This window comes from Minwuia thermotolerans (assembly GCF_002924445.1).
Taxonomy (GTDB): Bacteria; Pseudomonadota; Alphaproteobacteria; order Minwuiales; family Minwuiaceae; genus Minwuia; species Minwuia thermotolerans.
This window is the reverse complement of sequence record NZ_PIGG01000068.1, coordinates 15,248-34,144: the sequence shown is the minus strand read 5'-3', so window position 1 is coordinate 34,144 and position 18,897 is coordinate 15,248. Positions and strand designations below refer to the sequence as shown.

The window sequence follows — 18,897 nt, the reverse complement described above, 5'->3', positions numbered from 1 at the left end:
CCGGCTCGCGCGCCTTCTTGACTGGCTAGCTGGATTTCCGTCTCCCTGCTCTCAATCCAGGTACGGTTGCAGCCGCTCCATGGCTTCCGACAGGGCGGCTTCGGAGCTGGCGAAGCAGAGCCTGAGATAGCCCTCGCCGCCCGGACCGAACGCGCTGCCGGGTGCGAGGCCGACGCCTGCCTCGTCGCGCAGCCTGCGGCAGAAGGCAAGGCTGCCCTCGGCCATCCCCTCGACGGCGAAGAAGGCGTAGAAGGCCGCGTCCGGCGGCGTGTAGCGCACGCGCGAAAAGCGGCCGAGTGACTGGGTGATCAGGTCCCGGCGGCGGTGCAGCCGCTCGGCCAGCCCGTCGACATAGGGGTCGCCGTCCCGCAGCGCGGCGACGCCGGCGTGCTGCACGAATGTCGTCGGCGCCGCCATGTTGTATTCGTTCAACTTGGCCAGCGCGCCGCCGATGCTGGCCGGCGCCGTGATCCAGCCCAGCCGCCACCCGGTCATCGACCAGCTCTTGGAGAAGCTGTTGATGGCGATCACCCGGTCATCGGGGTCTGCGACCTCGACGAAGGACGGCGCGTGGTGGCGGTCGTAGACCAGCCTGGCGTAGACGTCGTCGGCGATCAGCCAGATGCCCCGCCTGCGCGCCCATTCCATGATCGCGTCGCGCTGATCCTCCGGCATCATCCAGCCCGTCGGGTTGCCCGGCGAGTTGATGAAGACCGCCTTCGTGCGCTCGTCGGCGGCGTCGAACAGCCGGTCCAGGTCCAGCGACCAGCGGCCGTCGCGCTCGTCCAGCAGCACGCGGCGCACCTCGCCGCTCAGGATCTTCACGGTCTCGGCGCAGTTGGGCCAGACCGGGCTGATCACCAGCACGTTGTCGCCCGGGTCCACCAGCGCCTGGAAGGCGAGCATGATCGCGTTCATGCCGGAGGCCGTGACCGTGAAGCGGTCGCGCGCGAAGTCGCGGCCGTAGATCCGCGTCATGTAGGCCTGGATCTCGGCGCGCAGCGGCCCGATGCCGGCATTGGGAGCGTAGAAGGTCTCGCCCGCGTCCAGCGCCGCCTTGGCGGCGTCGCGGATGAAGTCAGGCGTCTCCTCGTCCGACTCGCCGAACCAGAGCGCGATCAGGCCGGGCTTGCCGATGTAGTCCAGCGCCACCTCGCGGATCTGCGAATCGGGCAGGTCGCGGATCAGGTCGCGGACTTCGGGGGGCGTGCGGCTCATCGGTCGTCCTTCATGGCCAGTCGCAGGAGGTCGAGGGCCGCCTTTTCCACTGTCGCGTCCCCGGTCGTCAATGCCCTTGCCAGCCGCTCCACTTCGGCGCTGTCGACCGCCGAGAGACGCCGCGACGCCAGATCCAGCGCCGCGCGCCGGAGCAGACGCCGGGCACGGGCCATGGGCGCGGCGTGACGACGCTCCCGTCCCAGCGCGTCCACCGCGGCTGCGAGTTCCGCCACCCCTTCCCCGTTCAGCGCCGTGGTCTTCAGCACTGCCGGCCGCGTCCCCTCGGGCCGCATGCCGGCCATCGTCTTCAGATGGCGGAGCGTCTGGACCGCCAGCGGGTGGTCGCCCTTGTTGACCACCAGGATGTCGGCGATCTCCAGGATGCCAGCCTTGATCGCCTGCACGTCGTCGCCCAGGCCGGGCGCGGCAACCACAACCTTGACGTCGGCCACATCGGCGATCTCCACCTCCGACTGGCCGGCGCCGACGGTCTCGATGACGATGACGTCGCGGCCGCCGGCGTCCATGCAGTCCATCACGCGGACGGCGCTGCGCGACAGTCCGCCCAGGTGGCCGCGGCTGGCCAGCGACCGCACGAACACCCCGTCGTCGCCGGCATGGCCGGTCATGCGGATGCGGTCGCCCAGGATCGCGCCGCCGGAGATCGGACTGGAGGGGTCGACCGCGATGACGCCGACCGTGCGGCCGCGCTCGCGCTGTTCCCGGACGAAGGCATTGACCAGGGTCGACTTGCCCGCGCCGGGCGGCCCGGTGAAGCCGACCGAGATGGCCCGGCCCAGGCGGCCCTGCATCGCCCGAAGCACCGCGGTCGCCTCGCGGTTCTCGTTCTCGACCGCCGTGATCGCGCGGCTCAGCGCGCGGCGCTCGCCCGCCAGCCAGTCGTCCAGCCACTCGGGTGGCGCGTCGTCCGCGCCCGGTCTGTCAGCGGGGTTCTTCAAAACGGTCGGCGACCAGCCGGCCCAGCGCCGCCACCGCCTCCTCGGCGTCCTCGCCCTCGGCCGTGACCTGGATCGCGGTGCCCTTGGCCGCAGCCAGCAGCATCAGACCCATGATGGAATCGGCCCCGACGGCGACGCCGTCCTTCTCCACCGTGATATGGGCCTCCCACTGCTTGGCGCAGTGCACGAACTTGACCGCGGCGCGGGCGTGCAGCCCCTTTTCGTTGCAGATGGTAAGGGATTCCCGAATCACCGGCGGGGAGGACGCGCTCACTGGCTCCCGCTCGCCAGCACGGCGGACGCGATGTTGATGTACTTGCGCCCGTATTCCTGCGCCGTCTCGGCGGCCTCCTTCAGCGAACTGTGTTCGCGCACCGTCGCGAGCTTGATCAGCATCGGCAGGTTCATGCCGGCGATCACTTCCAGCCGCCCCTGGTCCATGATCGAAATCGCCAGGTTCGACGGCGTCCCGCCGAACATGTCCGTCAGAACGATCACGCCCTCCCCCTCGTCGACGTCGCCGACCGCGTCCATGATGTCGGTCCGCCGCTGGTCCATGTCGTCATCGGGGCCGATGGAGATGGCGCGGACGTTCTGCTGGGCGCCGACGACGTGTTCGGTGGCGGCGATGAATTCCTCCGCCAGCCGGCCGTGCGTGACCAACACCATGCCGATCATTGTAGCGATTTCTCCGATTCCGTTTTCATCAGGCCGGGGAGGGAATCACGCCCGGCCGGTCAAGGTCCCGGTGACGAACGGTCACATGATCGGCCAGTCCGCGCAAGCGTTGGCCGAACAGGCTCGCCGCGTAGACGGAACGGTGCCGCCCGCCGGTGCAGCCGAAGGCGATCGTCAGGTAGGACTTTCCCTCCGAGCCGTAGCGGGGCAGCAGCAGCGCCAGCATATCCGTCGTTTTCTCCACGAACGGCTCCCAGGCTTCGTCGGCGCGGATGTGCGCGCGGACATCCTCGTCGAGGCCGGTTCCGGGCTTCAGCGCCGGCACATAGTGCGGGTTGCGCAGGAAGCGGACGTCGAACACCAGATCGGCGTCCCGCGGCAGGCCGTGGCGATAGGAGAAGGACGTAACGAAGACCTGCAGCCCGGCCGGCCGTTCCGGACTGTAGCGCGCGCCCAGCACCCGGCGCAGATCAGGCAGGGCGAACTCCGACGTGTCGATCATCTCGTCGGTCCGTTCCCGCAGCACCTCCAGCATGCGCCGCTCCATGCGGATGCCGTCCATCACGGTGCGGTCGGCGGCCAGCGGGTGGCGACGGCGGGTCTCGGTGAAGCGCCGCTGCAGGACGTCCGGATCGGCATCCAGAAAGCAGAGTTCCACCGACCGGCGTGAACCGGTCCGCAGCGTCTTCAGCATATCGACCAGATGACCGGCGTCGAAGCCGCGGGTGCGGGTGTCGATCCCGACGGCGAGCGGCGGCGTCTCGTCCGCGGAAACATTCTCGGCTTCCAGCAGCCGCTCCAGCAGGTTGAGCGGCAGGTTGTCGACGACCTCCCAGCCCATGTCCTCGAGGATCTTCAGGGCCGAGCTCTTGCCTGCGCCCGACATGCCGCTGACCAGCAGCACCCGGCCGCTGTCTGCAATACGTTCTCCGTTCCCGTCGTTCATTCGACCAGCTTCTCCGGATCCGCGAGCGTGCGCAGGAACATGCGCAGCTTCGCAGTCGCCGATTCCTCGAATGGATATAGCTCCAGGAAGGGCAGGTTGAAGCCGAGAACAGGCCTTTCGGCCGGATCGGGCATACGTTTCACGACAATGCGATTGGCGGTGAGCCCGATCAGCGCCGCCACCGCCGCTTCGGCGGCGCATTCGGATGGCTCCAGCCGCACTATTCCCAGGCCGCGCACCTCGAGAAATCCCCGGATGGGCTCCGGCGCACGGGCCCTCAGCCGTCCCCCGGCGGCCGACAGCGCCGTGCGGTCGTCCGCAATCAGCCGCGCCCCCTCCGCGACCAGCCGCAGGGCGAGGTCGGACTTGCCGCTGCCGGACGGCCCCTCGAACAGCACCGCGACACCATCCACCTCGACGCAGGTGGCGTGAAGGATCGAGACGCCGCTATCTGTTGGGGATGACGGCATAGACCACCGTGGCCTGGGCGGCGGGCTTCTCCGCCTGTCCGTCGGCGTGGAGCAGGCAGTCGCCGAACATGGTCGTCCGGCCTTCCTTGACCACGCGGGCCTCGCAGATCAGGTCGGCGTCGGCCACCGCGCGGAAGAAACTGGTCGACTGCTGCACCGTGGCGATGTTCTCGCCGCCCGACAGGCAGGACCGGATGGCGAAGACCATGGCGGTGTCGGCGACGGCCATCATGGCCTGTCCCGACAGGATCCCGCCCATGCGGTTCAGCCGGTCGTTCTTCGGGATGCGCAGTCGCACGCGGCCGCGCCCGATCTCCTCCACGACCAGGCCGAGATCCTTCACCCAGGGGGCGAACCACTCCTCGGCGCCGCGGCGGGCTTCCGTCAGCGTCAGTTCCGATGCGCGCGCGTCCATGCCGGCTCCTCCCCCATTGCGGTTGCCTCCCGAACCCGGCGCACAGATAAGCAGGGGGCGGCCGCCTTGCAAAGTCCTGAACGGAGAGCGGCGGCGGCCGCCCCCGCGCGCCACTGGCCTCCAAAATACTTTAAGTATAAAATATCTCCCGCGATGGAGAATGGCCGATGAAGATCAACGTGATAGGCGGGGGGCCGGCCGGGCTTTATCTCGCGATCCTGCTGCGCAAGGCGCGCGGCGATCTGGACGTCACGGTGCATGAACGCAATCGTCCCGACGACACGTTCGGCTTCGGCGTCGTGTTCTCCGACGAAACGCTGGGCCATTTCCGCGACGCCGATCCTGTCAGCTACGAGCAGATCATCGAGCGCTTCGCCTACTGGGAAGAGATCGACACCCACTATCGCGGCGAGGTCATCCGCTCCACCGGCCACGGCTTCTGCGGCATCAGCCGCCTGGAGCTGCTGACCATCCTGCGCCAGCGGGCCGAGGAACTGGGCGTCCGAACCATCTTCGAAGCCGATGTCACGGATGTGGAAGCCCTTCGCGACTGCGACCTGCTGGTTGGCGCCGACGGCGTCAACTCGACCGTGCGCTCGGCCTATGCCGGGAGGTTCCGCCCGACGGTCGACCTGAAGCGCAACAGGTTCGCCTGGATGGGCTCCACCGCCCCGCTCAAGGCCTTCACCTTCCACTTCAAGGAGAACCGGCACGGCCACTGGATGATCCACGCCTACCGCTTCCGCGGCGAGGCGGCGACCTGGGTCGTCGAGACGACGCCGGAAACCTTCGAGGCGGCCGGGCTGCGCGAGGACGACGAAGAAGGCTCGGTCCGCTATCTGGAGGCGCTGTTCCGCGAGGAACTGCAGGGCCACCCGCTGCTCACCAACCGTTCCGTCTGGCGCCGTTTCCCCGCCGTGAGCTGCGAGAGCTGGGTGCACGAGAACGTGGTCATACTGGGGGATGCGGCGCACACGGCGCATTTCTCCATCGGTTCCGGCACCAAGCTGGCCATGGAGGACGCCATCGCGCTCGCGGGATCGGTGCTCGGCCATGGCGATGACGTCAAGGCGGCGCTGGCCCATTACGACGCCACGCGCCGCGAAGAGGTGGAGAAGACCCAGCACGCCGCAAACGTATCGCTGCAATGGTTCGAGAACGTGAAGCGGAACTTCCGTCTGCCGCCGCTGCAGTTCAACTTCTCCATGCTCTCGCGCTCCAAGCAGATCACCTACGACAACCTGATGATGCGCGACCCGGCCATGGTCGAGGCCGCCGGGCGCTGGTTCGTCGACGACTGCCGCGCGAAGGGCCTGCCCGTGCCGGAAAACGAGACGCCGCCGCCGATGTTCACGCCCTTCCGGCTGCGCGGCATGACGCTCGCCAACCGGGTTGTGGTCTCGCCCATGTGTCAGTATTCGGCCAGCGACGGCGTGCCCGACGACTGGCATCTCGTGCATCTTGGCAGCCGCGCCATCGGCGGGGCCGGGCTGATCTTCACGGAAATGACCGACATCTCGGCGGACGCGCGGATCTCGCCTGGCTGCACCGGCCTGTGGAACGACGAGCAGGAGGCCGCGTGGAAGCGGGTCGTCGACTTCGTGCATGCGCGCTCGGCGGCGAAGATCGCCATGCAGCTGGGCCATGCCGGGCGCAAGGGTTCGACCCAGCTCGGCTGGGAGGCGATGGACCGGCCACTAAGAGAAGGCAACTGGCCGATCGTCTCGGCCTCGCCCATCCCCTACTTCCCCGACAGCCAGGTGCCGAAGGAAATGACGGCCGGTGATATGGACCGGGTGGTCGAGGACTTCGCGGCCGCCGCACGACGGGCCGACCGGGCCGGCTTCGACATGCTGGAGATCCACATGGCGCACGGCTACCTGCTGGCGTCGTTCATCTCGCCGCTGACAAACAGGCGGACCGACGAACATGGCGGGTCCATCGAGAACCGCATGCGCTTTCCCCTGCAGGTGTTCTGCGCCGCCAGGGAGGCCTGGTCAGCGGACAAGCCCATGTCGGTACGTCTCTCGGCCACCGACTGGATGCCGGAGGGGCTGACCGAAGCGGATTTTCTCGCCGCGGCGGCGATGCTGAAGGACGCGGGCGTCGACCTGGTCGACGTCTCGGCGGGCCAGACGGTGCCCGACCAGAAGCCGGTCTATGGCCGCATGTTCCAGACACCCTTCGCCGATGCGGTCCGCCAGGACCTCGGCATCCCCACCATGGCCGTCGGCAACATCACCACCGCCGACCAGGTGAACACGATCGTGCTCTCCGGGCGCGCCGATCTGGTGGCCCTGGCCCGCCCCCATCTCGCCGACCCGTACTTCACCCTCCATGCGGCAGCGCGTTACGGCCATGGCCGGCAGCACTGGCCCGACCCGTATCTGGCCGGCCGCGATCAGCTCTACGCCGTCGCCCGGCGCGACGGCGAGGAACTGGCGGAACTTCGCCGGCAGGCGCGGGCCGCACGACCGGAGATGACCCGTCTTTCCGCCGACTGAGAGGAAGGCGGCCGCTGCGGCTGAACCGAAGGGGCCGAACCGGCCCGGGCCGATGATCACTGATTGGTCACGGCCGGGTGCGGCACAAGGCGAACGTCCCGCCAAACGACAACTCCCATGTAAAGGCATTCATGTTTTCGCGCTACCATAATACTACATGAAGTATTGCTCTTCCCGATTCGACCTAGACGTGGTACCAGCATGCTGGATCAACCTTGGATGGTAACAAGATACTTCGCAAAATCACAGCGGGAGCGCAACAAAGAATAGTAATCAACCTTGCCGGGGGAGCATAGAATTGTGCTCTTCTCGCCCCATTTCAAACAAGAACCCATGGGAACAAGCGCATTCACCGCGTCACCGCATCTACCCCAATGCAGGGGCGAAGCATGCCGACCGGTTTGTTGACCAGGCAAGTGCGTTGAAAATTAAGTATCCTGCCAATATGTCGATATCAGCGCCAGGACGCATCGGAAAGACCACGCCATGAAAAGCAGAGTAGCGTTGTGAAAGAACATTCTCAGACACCAGGCGGGCGACGCCCCCGCGTTCCGGGCACGGCCGTCCACAAGAGGTCGGTCCGCATCGCCGGCCACCCGACCAGCATTTCCCTGGAAGACGCTTTCTGGGACGCGCTGCGCGAACTGGCGGAAGGCCGGGAAATCAAGCTGAGCGAACTGGTCGAGGAGATCGACGCGAACCGCGAAAGCCAGAACCTTTCGAGCGCCATCCGCGTCTATCTGCTGGAAACATACAGGCAGGCCCTTGGCGCCGGCGGCAGCGCGCCGCGCACCGAAGCCGGCGGCGGCAGTACCCACTGACCGGACCCGCGTCGGGCCTGGCCGAGGACGTCAGGGCGCGACGCTCAACCGGGGCGCATCCACGGGCCCTGCAATCGACAGTGTCCCCGGCTCGGCCCCGCCCGCACCCTCCAGACCTCTCAACTCGAGATCGAGCCGCCAACGCGGCAGGTCGACGCTGCCGATTATCGTTGCCGGGCCCTCGGCAGCAGCGAACGGTCTGGTCGTGCGCAGCACCCCGCGCGTGGCCTCGAGCGTTCCGGCCAGGCCTTCCAGATCGGGCGCGGGCAACGTCTCGTCGACGGGATCGAAGGCCAGATCGGCGCGTGTGACCTCGACACGTCCGGACAGCGCGCGGATCATGTCGAAGGCGGTCACGCCGCGCCCCTCAAGGGCGGCCTCGAAATCAGCATCGCCTTCCAGCGCGGGGATCTCGCCCAGCAGCACCGCCAGCATCGGAGACAGTTGCACGCCGCGCCCCTGAACTTCGGCCTCGACGAAGGGCACGCCGTCGGCGCCGAACGTCATGCGGCCGCCGATTTCGCCTTCGCCGATGCCGCCGCGCAGTTCCTCCGCCACCATCCGACCGTCGGAGATGGCGAGCGATGCATGGAACGGGGCCAGCGACAGGCCATCTGCCGTCAGCCGCTCCATGTCGACCGTGGCGTCCAGGCGGACGCCGCGCAGCCAGCTCGTCCCGATAGGAGCGAGCGACCAGCGCCGTCCTCCGGTCTCGTTCTCCACCGCGGATTTCGGCAGGTACGGGCCCAGATCCAGACGGCCGTCGGTCACGTTCGCGATCACTTCCGGCTTGCCGCGCCAGTCAATCCCGACCGCACCGTTCAGGCGATCATCGCCGGCCCTCGCCTCCAGCTCCGCCAGGCGCAGGCTGAAGGACCCGCCTTCCGCCACCGCGGTCACATCGAGCGCCGCGCCGCCGGCCGCCGACGGCCGGTAGCCGCTCCAGAGGCTCTCCATCAGGGCGATGACATCACCATGGCGCAGGCGGGCGTCGAAGCGGTAGGCCGTCTCGCCTTCCTCGCTTCCACCGACCTCGCCGATCAGGTCCAGCCGCGCCGCCATGGCGTCCATACGGCCTGCAATCCCCAGCCGCTCCGGCGATCCGGTCACCGACCCCTCGACCGTTACCGGCCCCGCCAGCACGAAGGGCAGCCGCCAGTCCGGAAACGCCAGACGGCGCAGCGCCGGCGCGCTGGGACTCTCCAGGCTCACCCTGAGGTCGAACCCGGGCGCTGCCAGCCAGTCGGCGACCGCACCCTCGATCCGTCCGTCCAGTTCCGCCGAACCAAACGCCACGGACAGCGCGGCCGAAGCGAAGCCGCCCTCCAGCCCGGCGTCCAGCGACACATCGCGCAGACGGCCGGCGATGCCGCCGCCTGTGGCGCCCAGCGCGCCCAGAAACGCGCCCATGTCCGGCGCCGTGACATTCGCCTCCAGCTCGAATCGCGGGTTCTCCGGCGTGTCGACCCGGCCCGAAATCAACACTTCCGCACCCTGCAGCGCGCCGATGCGCAGCGCCGTGAGCGTCAGGTTTCCGTCCAGCAGGCCCGCCTCCAGCAGGACATCCTCGGCCACCTCGGAGCCGGCGACCAGACGGTCTATACGTATGATGGCGTTGGTGTCGAAGCGGTCCAGCAGCGGCAGCCGCGGGGCCGCCGGATCCGGCATCAGGACGCCCCAGCGCCAGGCGCGCAGGCCGAACAGAGCCGCATAGGCGTCGGCATTGATCTGATCGACGGCGACATCGAGGCTGAAGGACAGTCGCTCGACCAGGGCGATGGCGACCCCACCGGTCAGCCGCGACTGATCCAGACGCAGATCGATTCCCGTGACCTGGGCGACGTCGCTGGTGATGCCCACCGCAGCGGACAGGCTGAGATTGCGCAACCGGCCCCGGGCATCCTGCGGCACGGTCACCCCGCCCCATTCCAGCAGGCTGACCAGATTGTCGGAAACCATCTCGACCGAGCCGTCCAGCCGATAGGCGCCGGCCGCGAGACGCAGTTCGCCGGAAAATGCGAGGTCCGATCCACCCGGCAGCAGCGCCGAAACGCGGCCGATCGAAAGCGCGCCGTTGGCCAGCCGGGCGTCCAGAGTGAACTGGCGTACATATCCGTCGCCGAACTCCACCAGGCCGACATCCAGACGGATGGCGACGCCCAGTTCTGGCAGACGATCCAGCGCGCGCGCCGCAGTGGCGCCGCCGTCGGGCCAGTGCCGCAACGAGGCGAGCAGCGGCGGGCCGGCCAGCTTGTCGAAGGCCAGCGCCACATCCAGAGCGGGCGATGCACCGAGATCCGCGCCGAGCCGGCCCCCGAAGGCGGCGTCGGCCAGCATGCCGCTGATGCCGTCGAACACCAGTTCCGACCCGTCCAGCCGGGCACCGGCACGGAAGCGCAGCGGCACCGGTTCCTCGCCCGGCGGCACCAGCGCGAAGACGTTCTCGAAGGCGCGCAGATCGGCGATATCCGCCTCGAACTGGCCTTCGGCCACACCGGCAGACGGATCGGATAGACGGCCCTGAAACCGCGCCATCGCCGTGTCGTCCAGATTCATCTCGACGAACAGCGACGGCCGCGCGCCCTGGCCGAGCCTGAAATTGACGTCGACGTCACGCCCCTGCCAGACGCCGGCCAGATGACCGGTGACGCTTCCTGCGCTGCCGTCCAGGTTGATCGCGCCCGACAGGTCCGATGCGGACAGGACGCGGCCGGCCGGCTGATCGCGGTAGTTGAGGACGCCGCCGGAAATGCCGAGCACGCCTATCGAGAGACCGTCCCCCCGGTCGGGAGCGCGAAGTCCGGCGTAGTTGGTGCGGCCTGTCAGGTCCGCGTGCAGCGTGATCACCGGCTCTACCAGTTCGACATGCTCGGCCAGGAACTCGCCTGCCAGCAGACTGCCGAGCGACAGACGCATCTCGGCCCGCCGCGCAGTCAGGATCGGATCGAGGTCGCGCGCCGAACCGCCCTCCACCACCACGCCGCCGGCGGTCAGTCGGGGCGTCGGCAGGATCCGGAACGCAAGCTCGCCCTCCAGCCGCACCGGCTGACCGAGCGCCCGCGACAGACCGGCCTGGACATCCCCGCGATAGTCCTCCGGATCGATCACCAGCGGCGCGGCGAACAAGGCCCCGAAGACGAGCGCGACCAGGATGGCCAGAATGATCAGAAATGCACGCACCTGACGCCCTTGCCGGTTCCTCTGGATTGCCCTGTCGGGAAACGCGCGCCCGTTAAATCACGCACCGCCATGGGAGGCAATCGCAGTGACGGCGGACACCGCGGATGCCGCGGCGCTTGCGCCATCGCCATGATCGGCTAAGCTTCCCGGCATCAAGAGGGGTTGGGTCACGGTGGGCGATCTCTACGACATTGCATGGCCTGGGTGCGGCGCACGCCGCCGCCCGCTTCCCGCGAGGCGGTGAGCATGGCCGAGATCGTCAGCCTCAATCGCTTCCGGAAGACACGCGAACGCGCCAGGGCGGCAGCGCGCGCCGCCGAGAACCGCGTGCGTCACGGCCGCACCGGCGTCGAGAAACGCCGCGACGCGGACGCGGCGGCCAGGCGTGAGCGGCTGCTGGAGGGCGGCCGGTTGACGGACGACAGTGATGGGGACGGCGGCACGGCCGGCGCTCCGTCGAAGAAATAGGAAGCCTCGTCTCGAGGGGGGCAATGGAGGGAGTGCGATGAAAGCATCCGATCTTTTCGTGAAATGTCTGGAAGAAGAAGGCGTCGAAAGGATTTTCGGCGTTCCGGGCGAGGAGAACGCCGACACGATGATCTCGCTGATCGATAGCAAGATCGAATTCGTGCTCTGCCGTCATGAGCAGGCTGCGGCCTTCATGGCCGACGTCTATGGCCGCCTGACGGGCAAGGCCGGCGTCTGCCTGGCCACGCTGGGTCCGGGCGCGACCAACCTGGTTACCGGCATCGCCGACGCCAACATGGACCGTGCGCCGGTCGTCGGCATCATCGGTCAGGCCGGCACCTATCGGCTGCACAAGGAAAGCCATCAGAACATGGACTCGATCGCCATGTTCCGCCCCATCACCAAGTGGGCGCAGACCGTCTCCAACGCCGGCGCGATCCCCGAGATCGTGCGCAAGGCCTTCAAGACCGCCGAGGCCGAGAAGCCCGGTGCGGTGATGATCGAACTGCCCGAGGATCTGGCCAAGCACCAGGTCGAGGGGCGTCCGCCGCTGAAGCCGGTCCGCACCCGCCGTCCGGGCGCCGACCACAAGGCGGTCAAGGAAGCCGTCGACGTCATCCTGAAGGCCAAGCGGCCGATGATCCTGGCCGGCAACGGCGCCATCCGGAAACGCGCCGCCAAGCAGCTCGAGATCATGGCCGAGAAGCTCGGCGTCGGCGTGATCAACACCTTCATGGGCAAGGGCGCGGTGCCGCGGTCGTCGAAGTACTGCCTGTTCACGATGGGTCTGCAGGGCAAGGACCACGCGAACGTCTACATCGACAAGTGCGACACCATCATCTCGGTCGGCTACGACCTGGTCGAGTACAGCCCCAGCCACTGGAACAAGACGCCCGGCAAGCACATGGTCCACATCGACTTCTGGCCGGCGGAAATCGACAGCGACTACGACGTCACCGTCGACGTCCAGGGCGACATCGCCGACGCGCTCTGGCAGATCAACGAGGAGCTGGACTCCCGCGGCATCAAGGAGCCTCCGTTCAACATCGACGACGTGCAGCCGCTGCGTCAGACGATCCTGGACGACTTCGCCATGGAGAAGGACGACACTTCCTTCCCGATGAAGCCGCAGAAGGTGCTGTGGGACGTGCGCGAGTTCCTCGGCCCCGAAGACATCGTGCTTTCGGATGTCGGCGCCCACAAGATGTGGATCAGCCGCTACTACCAGTGCGACACGCCGAATACCTGTCTGATCTCCAACGGCTTCTGCACCATGGGCTTCGCGATGCCGGGCTCCATCGGCGCCAAGATCGCCAAGCCCGACAGCAAGGTGCTGGCGATCAACGGCGATGCCGGCTTCATGATGAACGTCCAGGACATGGAGACGGCGGCGCGGCTCGGCATCAACGTCGTCTGGATGGTCTGGTGCGACGGCGAGTACGGCCTGATCAAGTGGAAGCAGCAGAACCAGTTCGACGGCAAGCATTCGGCGCTGGCCTTCACCAACCCGGATTTCGCCGCCATGGCCAACGCCTTCGGCATCTGGGGCAGGAACCTGGAATCGGCCGAGGAGCTGCCGGCGGCGCTGGAGGAGGCCTTCAAGCAGAAGGGTCCGGCGCTGATCGCGCTGCCGATCGACTACTCGGAGAACGTGAAGATGACCCGGCGTCTGGGCGAACTGGAAGCCGTCATCTGAACCTTCGCCGAACCGGCAAACGGAAGGGGCGGGCCCGCGCGGGTCCGCCCTTTTCCTATGCGCGATGGACATTTGCGGACCCGCCGACCATCCTCGCCAGGCGCGATTCGGGGAGAAGCGAAACAGGTGCTGCGGCGTCTCTACAACTGGACCATGAGCCTCGCCGCCCATCGGCGGGCGAGCTGGGGCCTGGCGGGAGTGAGTTTCGCCGAATCCAGTTTCTTCCCCATCCCCCCCGACGTCATTCTCATCCCGATGATCCTTGCGGACCGCCGCAAGGCCTTCCGCTACGCCGTCATCGCCACGGTCTTTTCCGTGCTGGGCGGGCTGGCGGGCTACGCCATCGGCGCCTTTCTGTTCGAGACCGTGGGCCGGCCGCTGCTGGAATTCTACGGCGCGCTCGACAAGTTCGCCGAGTTCAGCCTGCGTTACAACGAGGAGGGCGGCTGGATCGTCTTCTTCTTCGGCGTCACGCCCTTTCCCTACAAGGTGATCACCGTGGCCTCGGGCGCCACGGCTCTGAACCTGGTCACCTTCACGGCCGCGAGCGTCGCCGCACGGGGCCTGCGGTTCTTCCTCGTCGCCGCCCTGCTGTGGTGGTTCGGCGAGCCCATCCGCCGCTTCATCGAGCGCTATCTCGGCATCCTCGTCCTGATCTTCATGGTCTGCCTTGTCGGCGGCTTCGTCGCCGTGCGCTATTTTCTCTGATTGCCGGCGGGAAGCAGCCCGGCTAGAGGGTTGATCATGAGCCTTTTCGACCGTCTGGACGCCCGCCTGGGACTGATGATCGCGGTGCTGGCGGCGCTGCCGTTGGCCGCGGCGCTGATTGCCCAGTACGTCTTCGGCCTGGCGCCCTGCCCGCTCTGCGTCTGGCAGCGCTGGCCCTATCTCGCCGCCCTCGTCCTGGGCGCCGCGGCCTGGGCGCTGGGCTGGCGGAGCGGCTGGCTGGCCGCGGCTGCGGCGCTGTGCTTTGCGGCCAGCGCAGGTGTCGGCGTGTTCCATGCCGGCGTCGAAGAAGGTCTCTGGCAGGGTCTGGAGACCTGTACCGGCGCGGGCACGCCCGGCGATCTCGACGCCCTGCGCTCCCAGGTTCTGGGGACGCAGCCGGCGCGCTGCGACCAGGTGCCCTTCGCGTTTCTCGGCCTTTCGATCGCCGGCTGGAACGTGGTCTATGGCGGGTTCGCGGCCATGCTTGCGCTGACCCTTGCGGTACGATCAACCGGCAGGAGGAGCCGATGAGAAAGCCGCTACCCGGCGACACGCCGCTCGAGGAGCGCATCGCACGCATCATCCGGGTCGACCAGGCCGGCGAGTACGGCGCGAAACGCATCTATGACGGCCAGCTCGCCGTCCTCGGCCGTTCGAAGTCGGTCGAGACGATCCGCAAGATGGCGGACCAGGAACTCCACCACATGGAGACCTTCGACCGCATCATGAACGAGCGCCATGTCCGCCCGACCCTGCTCTCGCCGATCTGGCACGTGGCCGGTTTCGCGCTGGGCGCCGGCACCGCGTTGATGGGCGAGAAAGCGGCCATGGCCTGCACCGAGGCGGTGGAGGAAGTGATCGACGAGCACTACGCGGCCCAGGCCGCGGAGCTGGACGACGACGAGGCGGAGTTGCGCGAAACCATCGAGCGGTTTCGCGCCGACGAACTGGAACACCGCGACACGGCGCGCGCCCACGACGCCGCCGGGGCGCCGGGCTACGATCTGCTGACTGCCGGCATCAAGGCCGGCTCGCGTCTCGCCATCTGGCTGTCGACCCGGTTCTGAACCCGGAATCCGCGCGGTCCCCGCACGCGATGTTTACCTTTTCGTTAACCCGCACCCCCTTAGGATATAGACTCCCGATGAAGCGGGATGCGTGATGGGCGAGGCGCTGGGTAGCATGACCCGACCGGACGACGCGATGTGGAGAGCGGCCTTCAAGCTGCTGGACGTACCGGCGGCGCTGACCGAGGGCAGCGGCAGCGGCATCCGCGTCGTGGTCGCCAACGCGATGTTCCGCGAACTGCTCCCCGATTCCGAGGCCGGCCAGCGCGATGTCCTCAGCGCAGCGGAAGGACGCAGGGACAGGAATCCCTTCCCCGGTCAGCCCGGCTGGCTGCTCCATGCCAAACCCGTGAGCGACGGACTGACCCTCTGGCAGGCCCAGCGCGAGACCGCCAGGACGGTGACCGACGGCGTCGCCGACTGGGTCGCCTCCGCCACGCTCGGCGACATGGCGATCCTGTTCTTCGACAGCGACGACCGGCTGCGCGCCTACAACGCCGCCATCCGTCACTACTTCCCCCCGCGCGAAGGATTCCCGAGGCTGGGCGAGACATTCGAGGGACAGCTCGACGCAATCATCGAGAGCTATGACTTCAGTCCGCCTGTCGGCACGGCCCAGGACTGGAAGGATGACCTCATGGCCGGCTTTCACGAACCCGGCAGGCCGAGGCTCGGCCTGACGCCCTCGGGCCGCTGGGCGCTGTCCACCACCACACGCATGGGCGACGGCTCGTCGCTCCAGCTCCTGAACGACGTCACCGCCTTCCGCGAACGCGATCAGCAGATGAAGCTGTTCATGCGCAACGCCCGCGGGATCCTGTTCTCCCGCCGGGATCTGGAGAAGGGCGATCTGAAGGTCTGGGGCGATTCACGCGCGCTGGAACTGGCCGACAGCCGACCCTCCGGAAAAGGCGCGGGCGATCAGCTCTCCTGGTTCGATCTGATCGATGAACGCGACCGGGATCGCTATGTCGGCTTCATGAAGGCCCGACGGCCCGAGGACAAGCCCTACGCCATCGAGTTCCGCTTCCGTCACCCCGACAAGGACGAGTTCCGCTGGATCAGGGAGATCGGCTGGACGGTGGTCGACCGGGAAGGCCGGAACTACCTGGATGCCATCTATTTCGACATCACGGAGAACAAGCTGGCGTCCGAAGCGCTCAAGGAGAGCGAGAAGCGGTTCCGCGATCTGACCGAGATGGCCTCCGACTGGTATTTCGAAACCGACGCGGAGCTGCGGCTGACCTATCTGTCGAGCCGCTACGAAAGCGTCGGCGGCGTGTCGCCGGAACAGTTCGTCGGCCGGCCCTGGGCGGAGATCGTCGAAATGCGCACGGCCGACCTGGAACCTGCGGACGCCGCCGCATGGTACGATCTACTGGCGGTCTGGCGCCGTCACGAGGCCTACCGCGACTGGCAGATCAAGTTCTACAATGCCAGCGGCGAGCTGAAATACGCACGCATCAGCGCCGAACCCCAGTACGACGCGGACGGCGCCTTCAAGGGCTATCGCGGCATCGGCCGCGACGTGACCGCCCTGACCCAGGCGCAGAACCGGGCGCTGAAGTCGCTGGAGCGGGCCGAGCAGGCGAACGCCGCGAAATCGGCCTTCATCGCCAATGTCAGCCACGAGCTGCGCACACCGCTCAATGCCATTCTCGGCTTCTCCTCCATCATGTCGGACCAGTTGCTCGGGCCCATCGGCAACGAGCGTTACCGCGGCTACGCCGTCGACATCGCCGCCAGCGGCGAGCACCTGCTCAGTCTGGTCAACGACCTGTTGGACATCTCCAAGGTCGAGGCCGGCCGCTACACCATCGAGGACGAGAACGTCGACTTCAGGGCGGAGATCGAGCGCATCATCCATCTGCTGGGCGTCGATATCGAGAGCAAGGAACTGGTGCGCGCCTATGGCGAGGGGCCGTACATGGTCCGCGCCGACCGGCGGGCCGTACGGCAGATGCTGATCAACCTGATCGGCAACGCAGTAAAGTACACTGGCGACGACGGCCGCATCGCCATCGGCATCGGGGAGACCGACCGCGGACAGCCCTTTGTCGAGATCGCCGACAACGGCGTGGGCATTCCCCAGGACGACCTGCACCAGGTGCTCGAGCCCTTCGGCCGGGCGCGCTCGGAAATTGCGGCGGAAGGCACCGGCCTCGGCCTGCCGCTGACGCGGCGGCTGATGGAACTGCATGGCGGTTCGCTGCTGATCGACAGCACCCAGGGCCGGGGCACGCGCGTGCGCATGATCTTCCCCGCCGAACGCGCTACCGCAGCCGCGCTGCCCGACGCGGTTACGGGCTGATCACCTTTCCGGGGTTCATGATGTTGTCCGGATCGAGCATGCGCTTGATCGAGGCCATCAGCTCCAGTTCGACCTCCGACTTGTAGCGCCGCACCTCGTCGCGCTTCAGCCGGCCCAGCCCGTGCTCGGCGCTGATCGAGCCGCCCATTTCGTGGACGATACCGTGGACCACGTCGGCCACCTCCTGCCAGCGGGCGAGATAGGCCTCGGCGTCGGCGCCTTCGGGCTGCAGCGGATTGTAGTGGACATTGCCGTCGCCGATATGGCCGAAGGCGAGCGAGCGGAAACCCGGAATCACCTCTTCCAGCGCGCGGTCGGCGCGGGCGATGAAGGCCGGCATCTTCGGCACCGGGATTGAGACATCGTGCTTGATGGAACCGCCGGCGAGTTTCTGGGATTCGGAAAGTCCTTCGCGCAACGCCCAGAGCTGCTGCGCCTGGGCTTCGGATTCGGCGATCGTGGCGTCGGCTACCAGTTCCTTCTCGTAACCACGCGCCAGCGCCGTTTCCATCGCCTCGCGCAGGGCGCCCCCGCCCTCGCCCGAGGACATCTCGATCAGCACGTACCAGGGATGGAGGTCACCGAAGGGATCGCGCGCGTCGGGGAGGGATTTCATGACCAGTTCGAGCCCGAGCCGGGGCAGGATCTCGAAACCCGTGACCTGGCCGCCGGAAACGTCCTTGGCCAGCGACAGCAGCTCGACGGCGGCCTCGGGATTCGGGATCGCGGCAAAGGCCACCTGCCGGTCCGCGGGCCTGGGGTAGAGCTTCAGCACCGCCGCCGTGATGACGCCCAGCGTTCCCTCCGCGCCGATGAAGAGATGCTTCAGGTCATAGCCGGTATTGTCCTTGCGCAGGCCGCGCAGCCCGTTCCAGACGCGACCGTCGGGCAGCACCACCTCCAGCCCCAGCACCAGATCGCGCATGTTGCCGTAGCGCAGCACCGCCGTGCCGCCGGCGTTGGTCGACAGGTTGCCGCCGATCTGGCAGGTGCCTTCGGAGGCGATGCGCATCGGGAACAGCCGTCCGGCCTCGTCCGCTGCCGCCTGTACGTCGGCCAGGACACAGCCCGCCTCGACGGTGATGGTGTCGTTCAGCGGGTCAACCGCGCGCACACGGTTCATGCGGCCGAGCGAGAGGACGATCTCGTCGCCGCCCTCGAAGGGAATGGAGCCGCCCACGAGTCCGGTATTGCCGCCCTGGGGGACGATCGCGGTGCCGGTCTCGGCGCAGATGCGCACGATCTCCGCCACCTCCGCGGTCGACGAGGGCCGCAGCACCAGCGCCGACTTGCCGCGCCACTTGTCGCGCCACTCGACCAGATAGGGCGCCATGTCGTCCGGATCGGTGATCGCGCCCTGCGGCCCGACGACCGCGATCAGCCTTTCAATCGTGCCGCGCGCAATCTCGTTCATGGGACCAATGTAATGCAGATCGCCTGCGGCCGCATCCGGCGC

The 18,897-nt window shown here is 67.6% G+C and carries 17 protein-coding genes; 8 read left to right on the top strand and 9 right to left on the bottom strand.

Features of this window, described 5'->3' with window-relative positions:
- Positions 1 to 51: 51 nt before the first annotated feature.
- The 7 genes from CWC60_RS19495 to CWC60_RS19465 are packed head-to-tail and all read right to left on the bottom strand — an operon-like array spanning position 52 to position 4,686.
- On the bottom strand, positions 52 to 1,218 hold the full coding sequence (locus CWC60_RS19495) for a pyridoxal phosphate-dependent aminotransferase (RefSeq protein ID WP_109795599.1): 1,167 nt from the start codon (positions 1,216 to 1,218) through the stop codon (positions 52 to 54).
- The gene (meaB, locus tag CWC60_RS19490; RefSeq protein ID WP_206420051.1) at positions 1,215 to 2,177 is read right to left on the bottom strand and encodes a methylmalonyl Co-A mutase-associated GTPase MeaB; all 963 of its coding nucleotides are present in this window, start codon (positions 2,175 to 2,177) and stop codon (positions 1,215 to 1,217) included. The genes CWC60_RS19495 and meaB overlap by 4 nt, the downstream gene beginning before the upstream one ends.
- Positions 2,161 to 2,451: an HPr family phosphocarrier protein gene (locus CWC60_RS19485; RefSeq protein ID WP_206420050.1), complete on the bottom strand. Its 291-nt coding sequence runs from the start codon at positions 2,449 to 2,451 to the stop codon at positions 2,161 to 2,163. The genes meaB and CWC60_RS19485 overlap by 17 nt, the downstream gene beginning before the upstream one ends.
- On the bottom strand, positions 2,448 to 2,855 hold the full coding sequence (locus CWC60_RS19480; RefSeq protein ID WP_109795598.1) for a PTS sugar transporter subunit IIA: 408 nt from the start codon (positions 2,853 to 2,855) through the stop codon (positions 2,448 to 2,450). The genes CWC60_RS19485 and CWC60_RS19480 overlap by 4 nt, the downstream gene beginning before the upstream one ends.
- A gap of 28 nt (positions 2,856 to 2,883) precedes the next feature.
- Entirely contained in the window at positions 2,884 to 3,801 is a 918-nt protein-coding gene (rapZ, locus tag CWC60_RS19475; RefSeq protein ID WP_206420049.1) for an RNase adapter RapZ, read from the bottom strand.
- Positions 3,798 to 4,271 (bottom strand): HPr kinase/phosphorylase, encoded by a 474-nt coding sequence (locus CWC60_RS19470; protein ID WP_109795597.1) that lies wholly within the window; start codon positions 4,269 to 4,271, stop codon positions 3,798 to 3,800. Before CWC60_RS19470 ends, rapZ begins: the two co-directional genes overlap by 4 nt.
- Entirely contained in the window at positions 4,249 to 4,686 is a 438-nt protein-coding gene (locus CWC60_RS19465; protein ID WP_109795596.1) for a PaaI family thioesterase, read from the bottom strand. Before CWC60_RS19465 ends, CWC60_RS19470 begins: the two co-directional genes overlap by 23 nt.
- Before the next feature lie 167 nt (positions 4,687 to 4,853).
- Between CWC60_RS19465 and CWC60_RS19460 the strand changes: the two genes are divergently transcribed.
- On the top strand, positions 4,854 to 7,190 hold the full coding sequence (locus tag CWC60_RS19460; protein ID WP_109795595.1) for a bifunctional salicylyl-CoA 5-hydroxylase/oxidoreductase: 2,337 nt from the start codon (positions 4,854 to 4,856) through the stop codon (positions 7,188 to 7,190).
- A 506-nt stretch (positions 7,191 to 7,696) separates the two neighbouring features.
- A complete protein-coding gene (locus tag CWC60_RS19455; protein WP_109795594.1) occupies positions 7,697 to 8,011 on the top strand; it encodes a ribbon-helix-helix domain-containing protein in 315 nt (104 codons plus the stop codon).
- A gap of 30 nt (positions 8,012 to 8,041) precedes the next feature.
- Here the strand turns inward: CWC60_RS19455 and CWC60_RS19450 are convergent, their stop codons facing one another.
- The gene (locus CWC60_RS19450; protein ID WP_109795593.1) at positions 8,042 to 11,191 is read right to left on the bottom strand and encodes an AsmA family protein; all 3,150 of its coding nucleotides are present in this window, start codon (positions 11,189 to 11,191) and stop codon (positions 8,042 to 8,044) included.
- Between the two features lie 246 nt (positions 11,192 to 11,437).
- Between CWC60_RS19450 and CWC60_RS19445 the strand changes: the two genes are divergently transcribed.
- From CWC60_RS19445 to CWC60_RS19420, 6 genes are all read left to right on the top strand, one after another.
- Positions 11,438 to 11,659 carry a DUF4169 family protein gene (locus CWC60_RS19445; protein WP_109795699.1) on the top strand — a complete coding sequence of 74 codons (222 nt, stop codon included), beginning with the start codon at positions 11,438 to 11,440 and terminating at the stop codon, positions 11,657 to 11,659.
- 37 nt (positions 11,660 to 11,696) lie between these two features.
- Positions 11,697 to 13,355, top strand: a complete 1,659-nt coding sequence (locus CWC60_RS19440) for an acetolactate synthase large subunit (protein WP_109795592.1) — start codon at positions 11,697 to 11,699, stop codon at positions 13,353 to 13,355.
- A gap of 126 nt (positions 13,356 to 13,481) precedes the next feature.
- Positions 13,482 to 14,063, top strand: coding sequence for a YqaA family protein (locus CWC60_RS19435; protein WP_109795591.1), 582 nt, complete (start codon positions 13,482 to 13,484; stop codon positions 14,061 to 14,063).
- A gap of 36 nt (positions 14,064 to 14,099) precedes the next feature.
- Positions 14,100 to 14,594 carry a disulfide bond formation protein B gene (locus CWC60_RS19430; RefSeq protein WP_109796419.1) on the top strand — a complete coding sequence of 165 codons (495 nt, stop codon included), beginning with the start codon at positions 14,100 to 14,102 and terminating at the stop codon, positions 14,592 to 14,594.
- Positions 14,591 to 15,130 carry a demethoxyubiquinone hydroxylase family protein gene (locus CWC60_RS19425; RefSeq protein ID WP_109795589.1) on the top strand — a complete coding sequence of 180 codons (540 nt, stop codon included), beginning with the start codon at positions 14,591 to 14,593 and terminating at the stop codon, positions 15,128 to 15,130. Before CWC60_RS19430 ends, CWC60_RS19425 begins: the two co-directional genes overlap by 4 nt.
- 115 nt (positions 15,131 to 15,245) lie before the next feature.
- On the top strand, positions 15,246 to 17,441 hold the full coding sequence (locus CWC60_RS19420; RefSeq protein ID WP_164516645.1) for a PAS domain-containing sensor histidine kinase: 2,196 nt from the start codon (positions 15,246 to 15,248) through the stop codon (positions 17,439 to 17,441).
- Here CWC60_RS19420 and CWC60_RS19415 read toward each other — a convergent pair.
- A complete protein-coding gene (locus CWC60_RS19415) occupies positions 17,431 to 18,855 on the bottom strand; it encodes an FAD-binding oxidoreductase (protein ID WP_109795587.1) in 1,425 nt (474 codons plus the stop codon). The genes CWC60_RS19420 and CWC60_RS19415 overlap by 11 nt on opposite strands.
- Positions 18,856 to 18,897: the final 42 nt, after the last annotated feature.

Excerpts from the sequence above, each read along its gene's own strand:
- CWC60_RS19440 (WP_109795592.1), top strand. The coding sequence starts at position 11,697 with ATGAAAGCATCCGATCTTTTCGTGAAATGTCTGGAAGAAGAAGGCGTC.
- CWC60_RS19470 (WP_109795597.1), bottom strand. The coding sequence starts at position 4,271 with ATGCCGTCATCCCCAACAGATAGCGGCGTCTCGATCCTTCACGCCACC.
- CWC60_RS19420 (WP_164516645.1), top strand. The coding sequence starts at position 15,246 with ATGACCCGACCGGACGACGCGATGTGGAGAGCGGCCTTCAAGCTGCTG.
- CWC60_RS19460 (WP_109795595.1), top strand. The coding sequence starts at position 4,854 with ATGAAGATCAACGTGATAGGCGGGGGGCCGGCCGGGCTTTATCTCGCG.
- CWC60_RS19465 (WP_109795596.1), bottom strand. The coding sequence starts at position 4,686 with ATGGACGCGCGCGCATCGGAACTGACGCTGACGGAAGCCCGCCGCGGC.
- CWC60_RS19495 (WP_109795599.1), bottom strand. The coding sequence starts at position 1,218 with ATGAGCCGCACGCCCCCCGAAGTCCGCGACCTGATCCGCGACCTGCCC.
- CWC60_RS19445 (WP_109795699.1), top strand. The coding sequence starts at position 11,438 with ATGGCCGAGATCGTCAGCCTCAATCGCTTCCGGAAGACACGCGAACGC.
- CWC60_RS19480 (WP_109795598.1), bottom strand. The coding sequence starts at position 2,855 with ATGATCGGCATGGTGTTGGTCACGCACGGCCGGCTGGCGGAGGAATTC.
- CWC60_RS19425 (WP_109795589.1), top strand. The coding sequence starts at position 14,591 with ATGAGAAAGCCGCTACCCGGCGACACGCCGCTCGAGGAGCGCATCGCA.
- rapZ (WP_206420049.1), bottom strand. The coding sequence starts at position 3,801 with ATGAACGACGGGAACGGAGAACGTATTGCAGACAGCGGCCGGGTGCTG.
- CWC60_RS19415 (WP_109795587.1), bottom strand. The coding sequence starts at position 18,855 with ATGAACGAGATTGCGCGCGGCACGATTGAAAGGCTGATCGCGGTCGTC.
- CWC60_RS19430 (WP_109796419.1), top strand. The coding sequence starts at position 14,100 with ATGAGCCTTTTCGACCGTCTGGACGCCCGCCTGGGACTGATGATCGCG.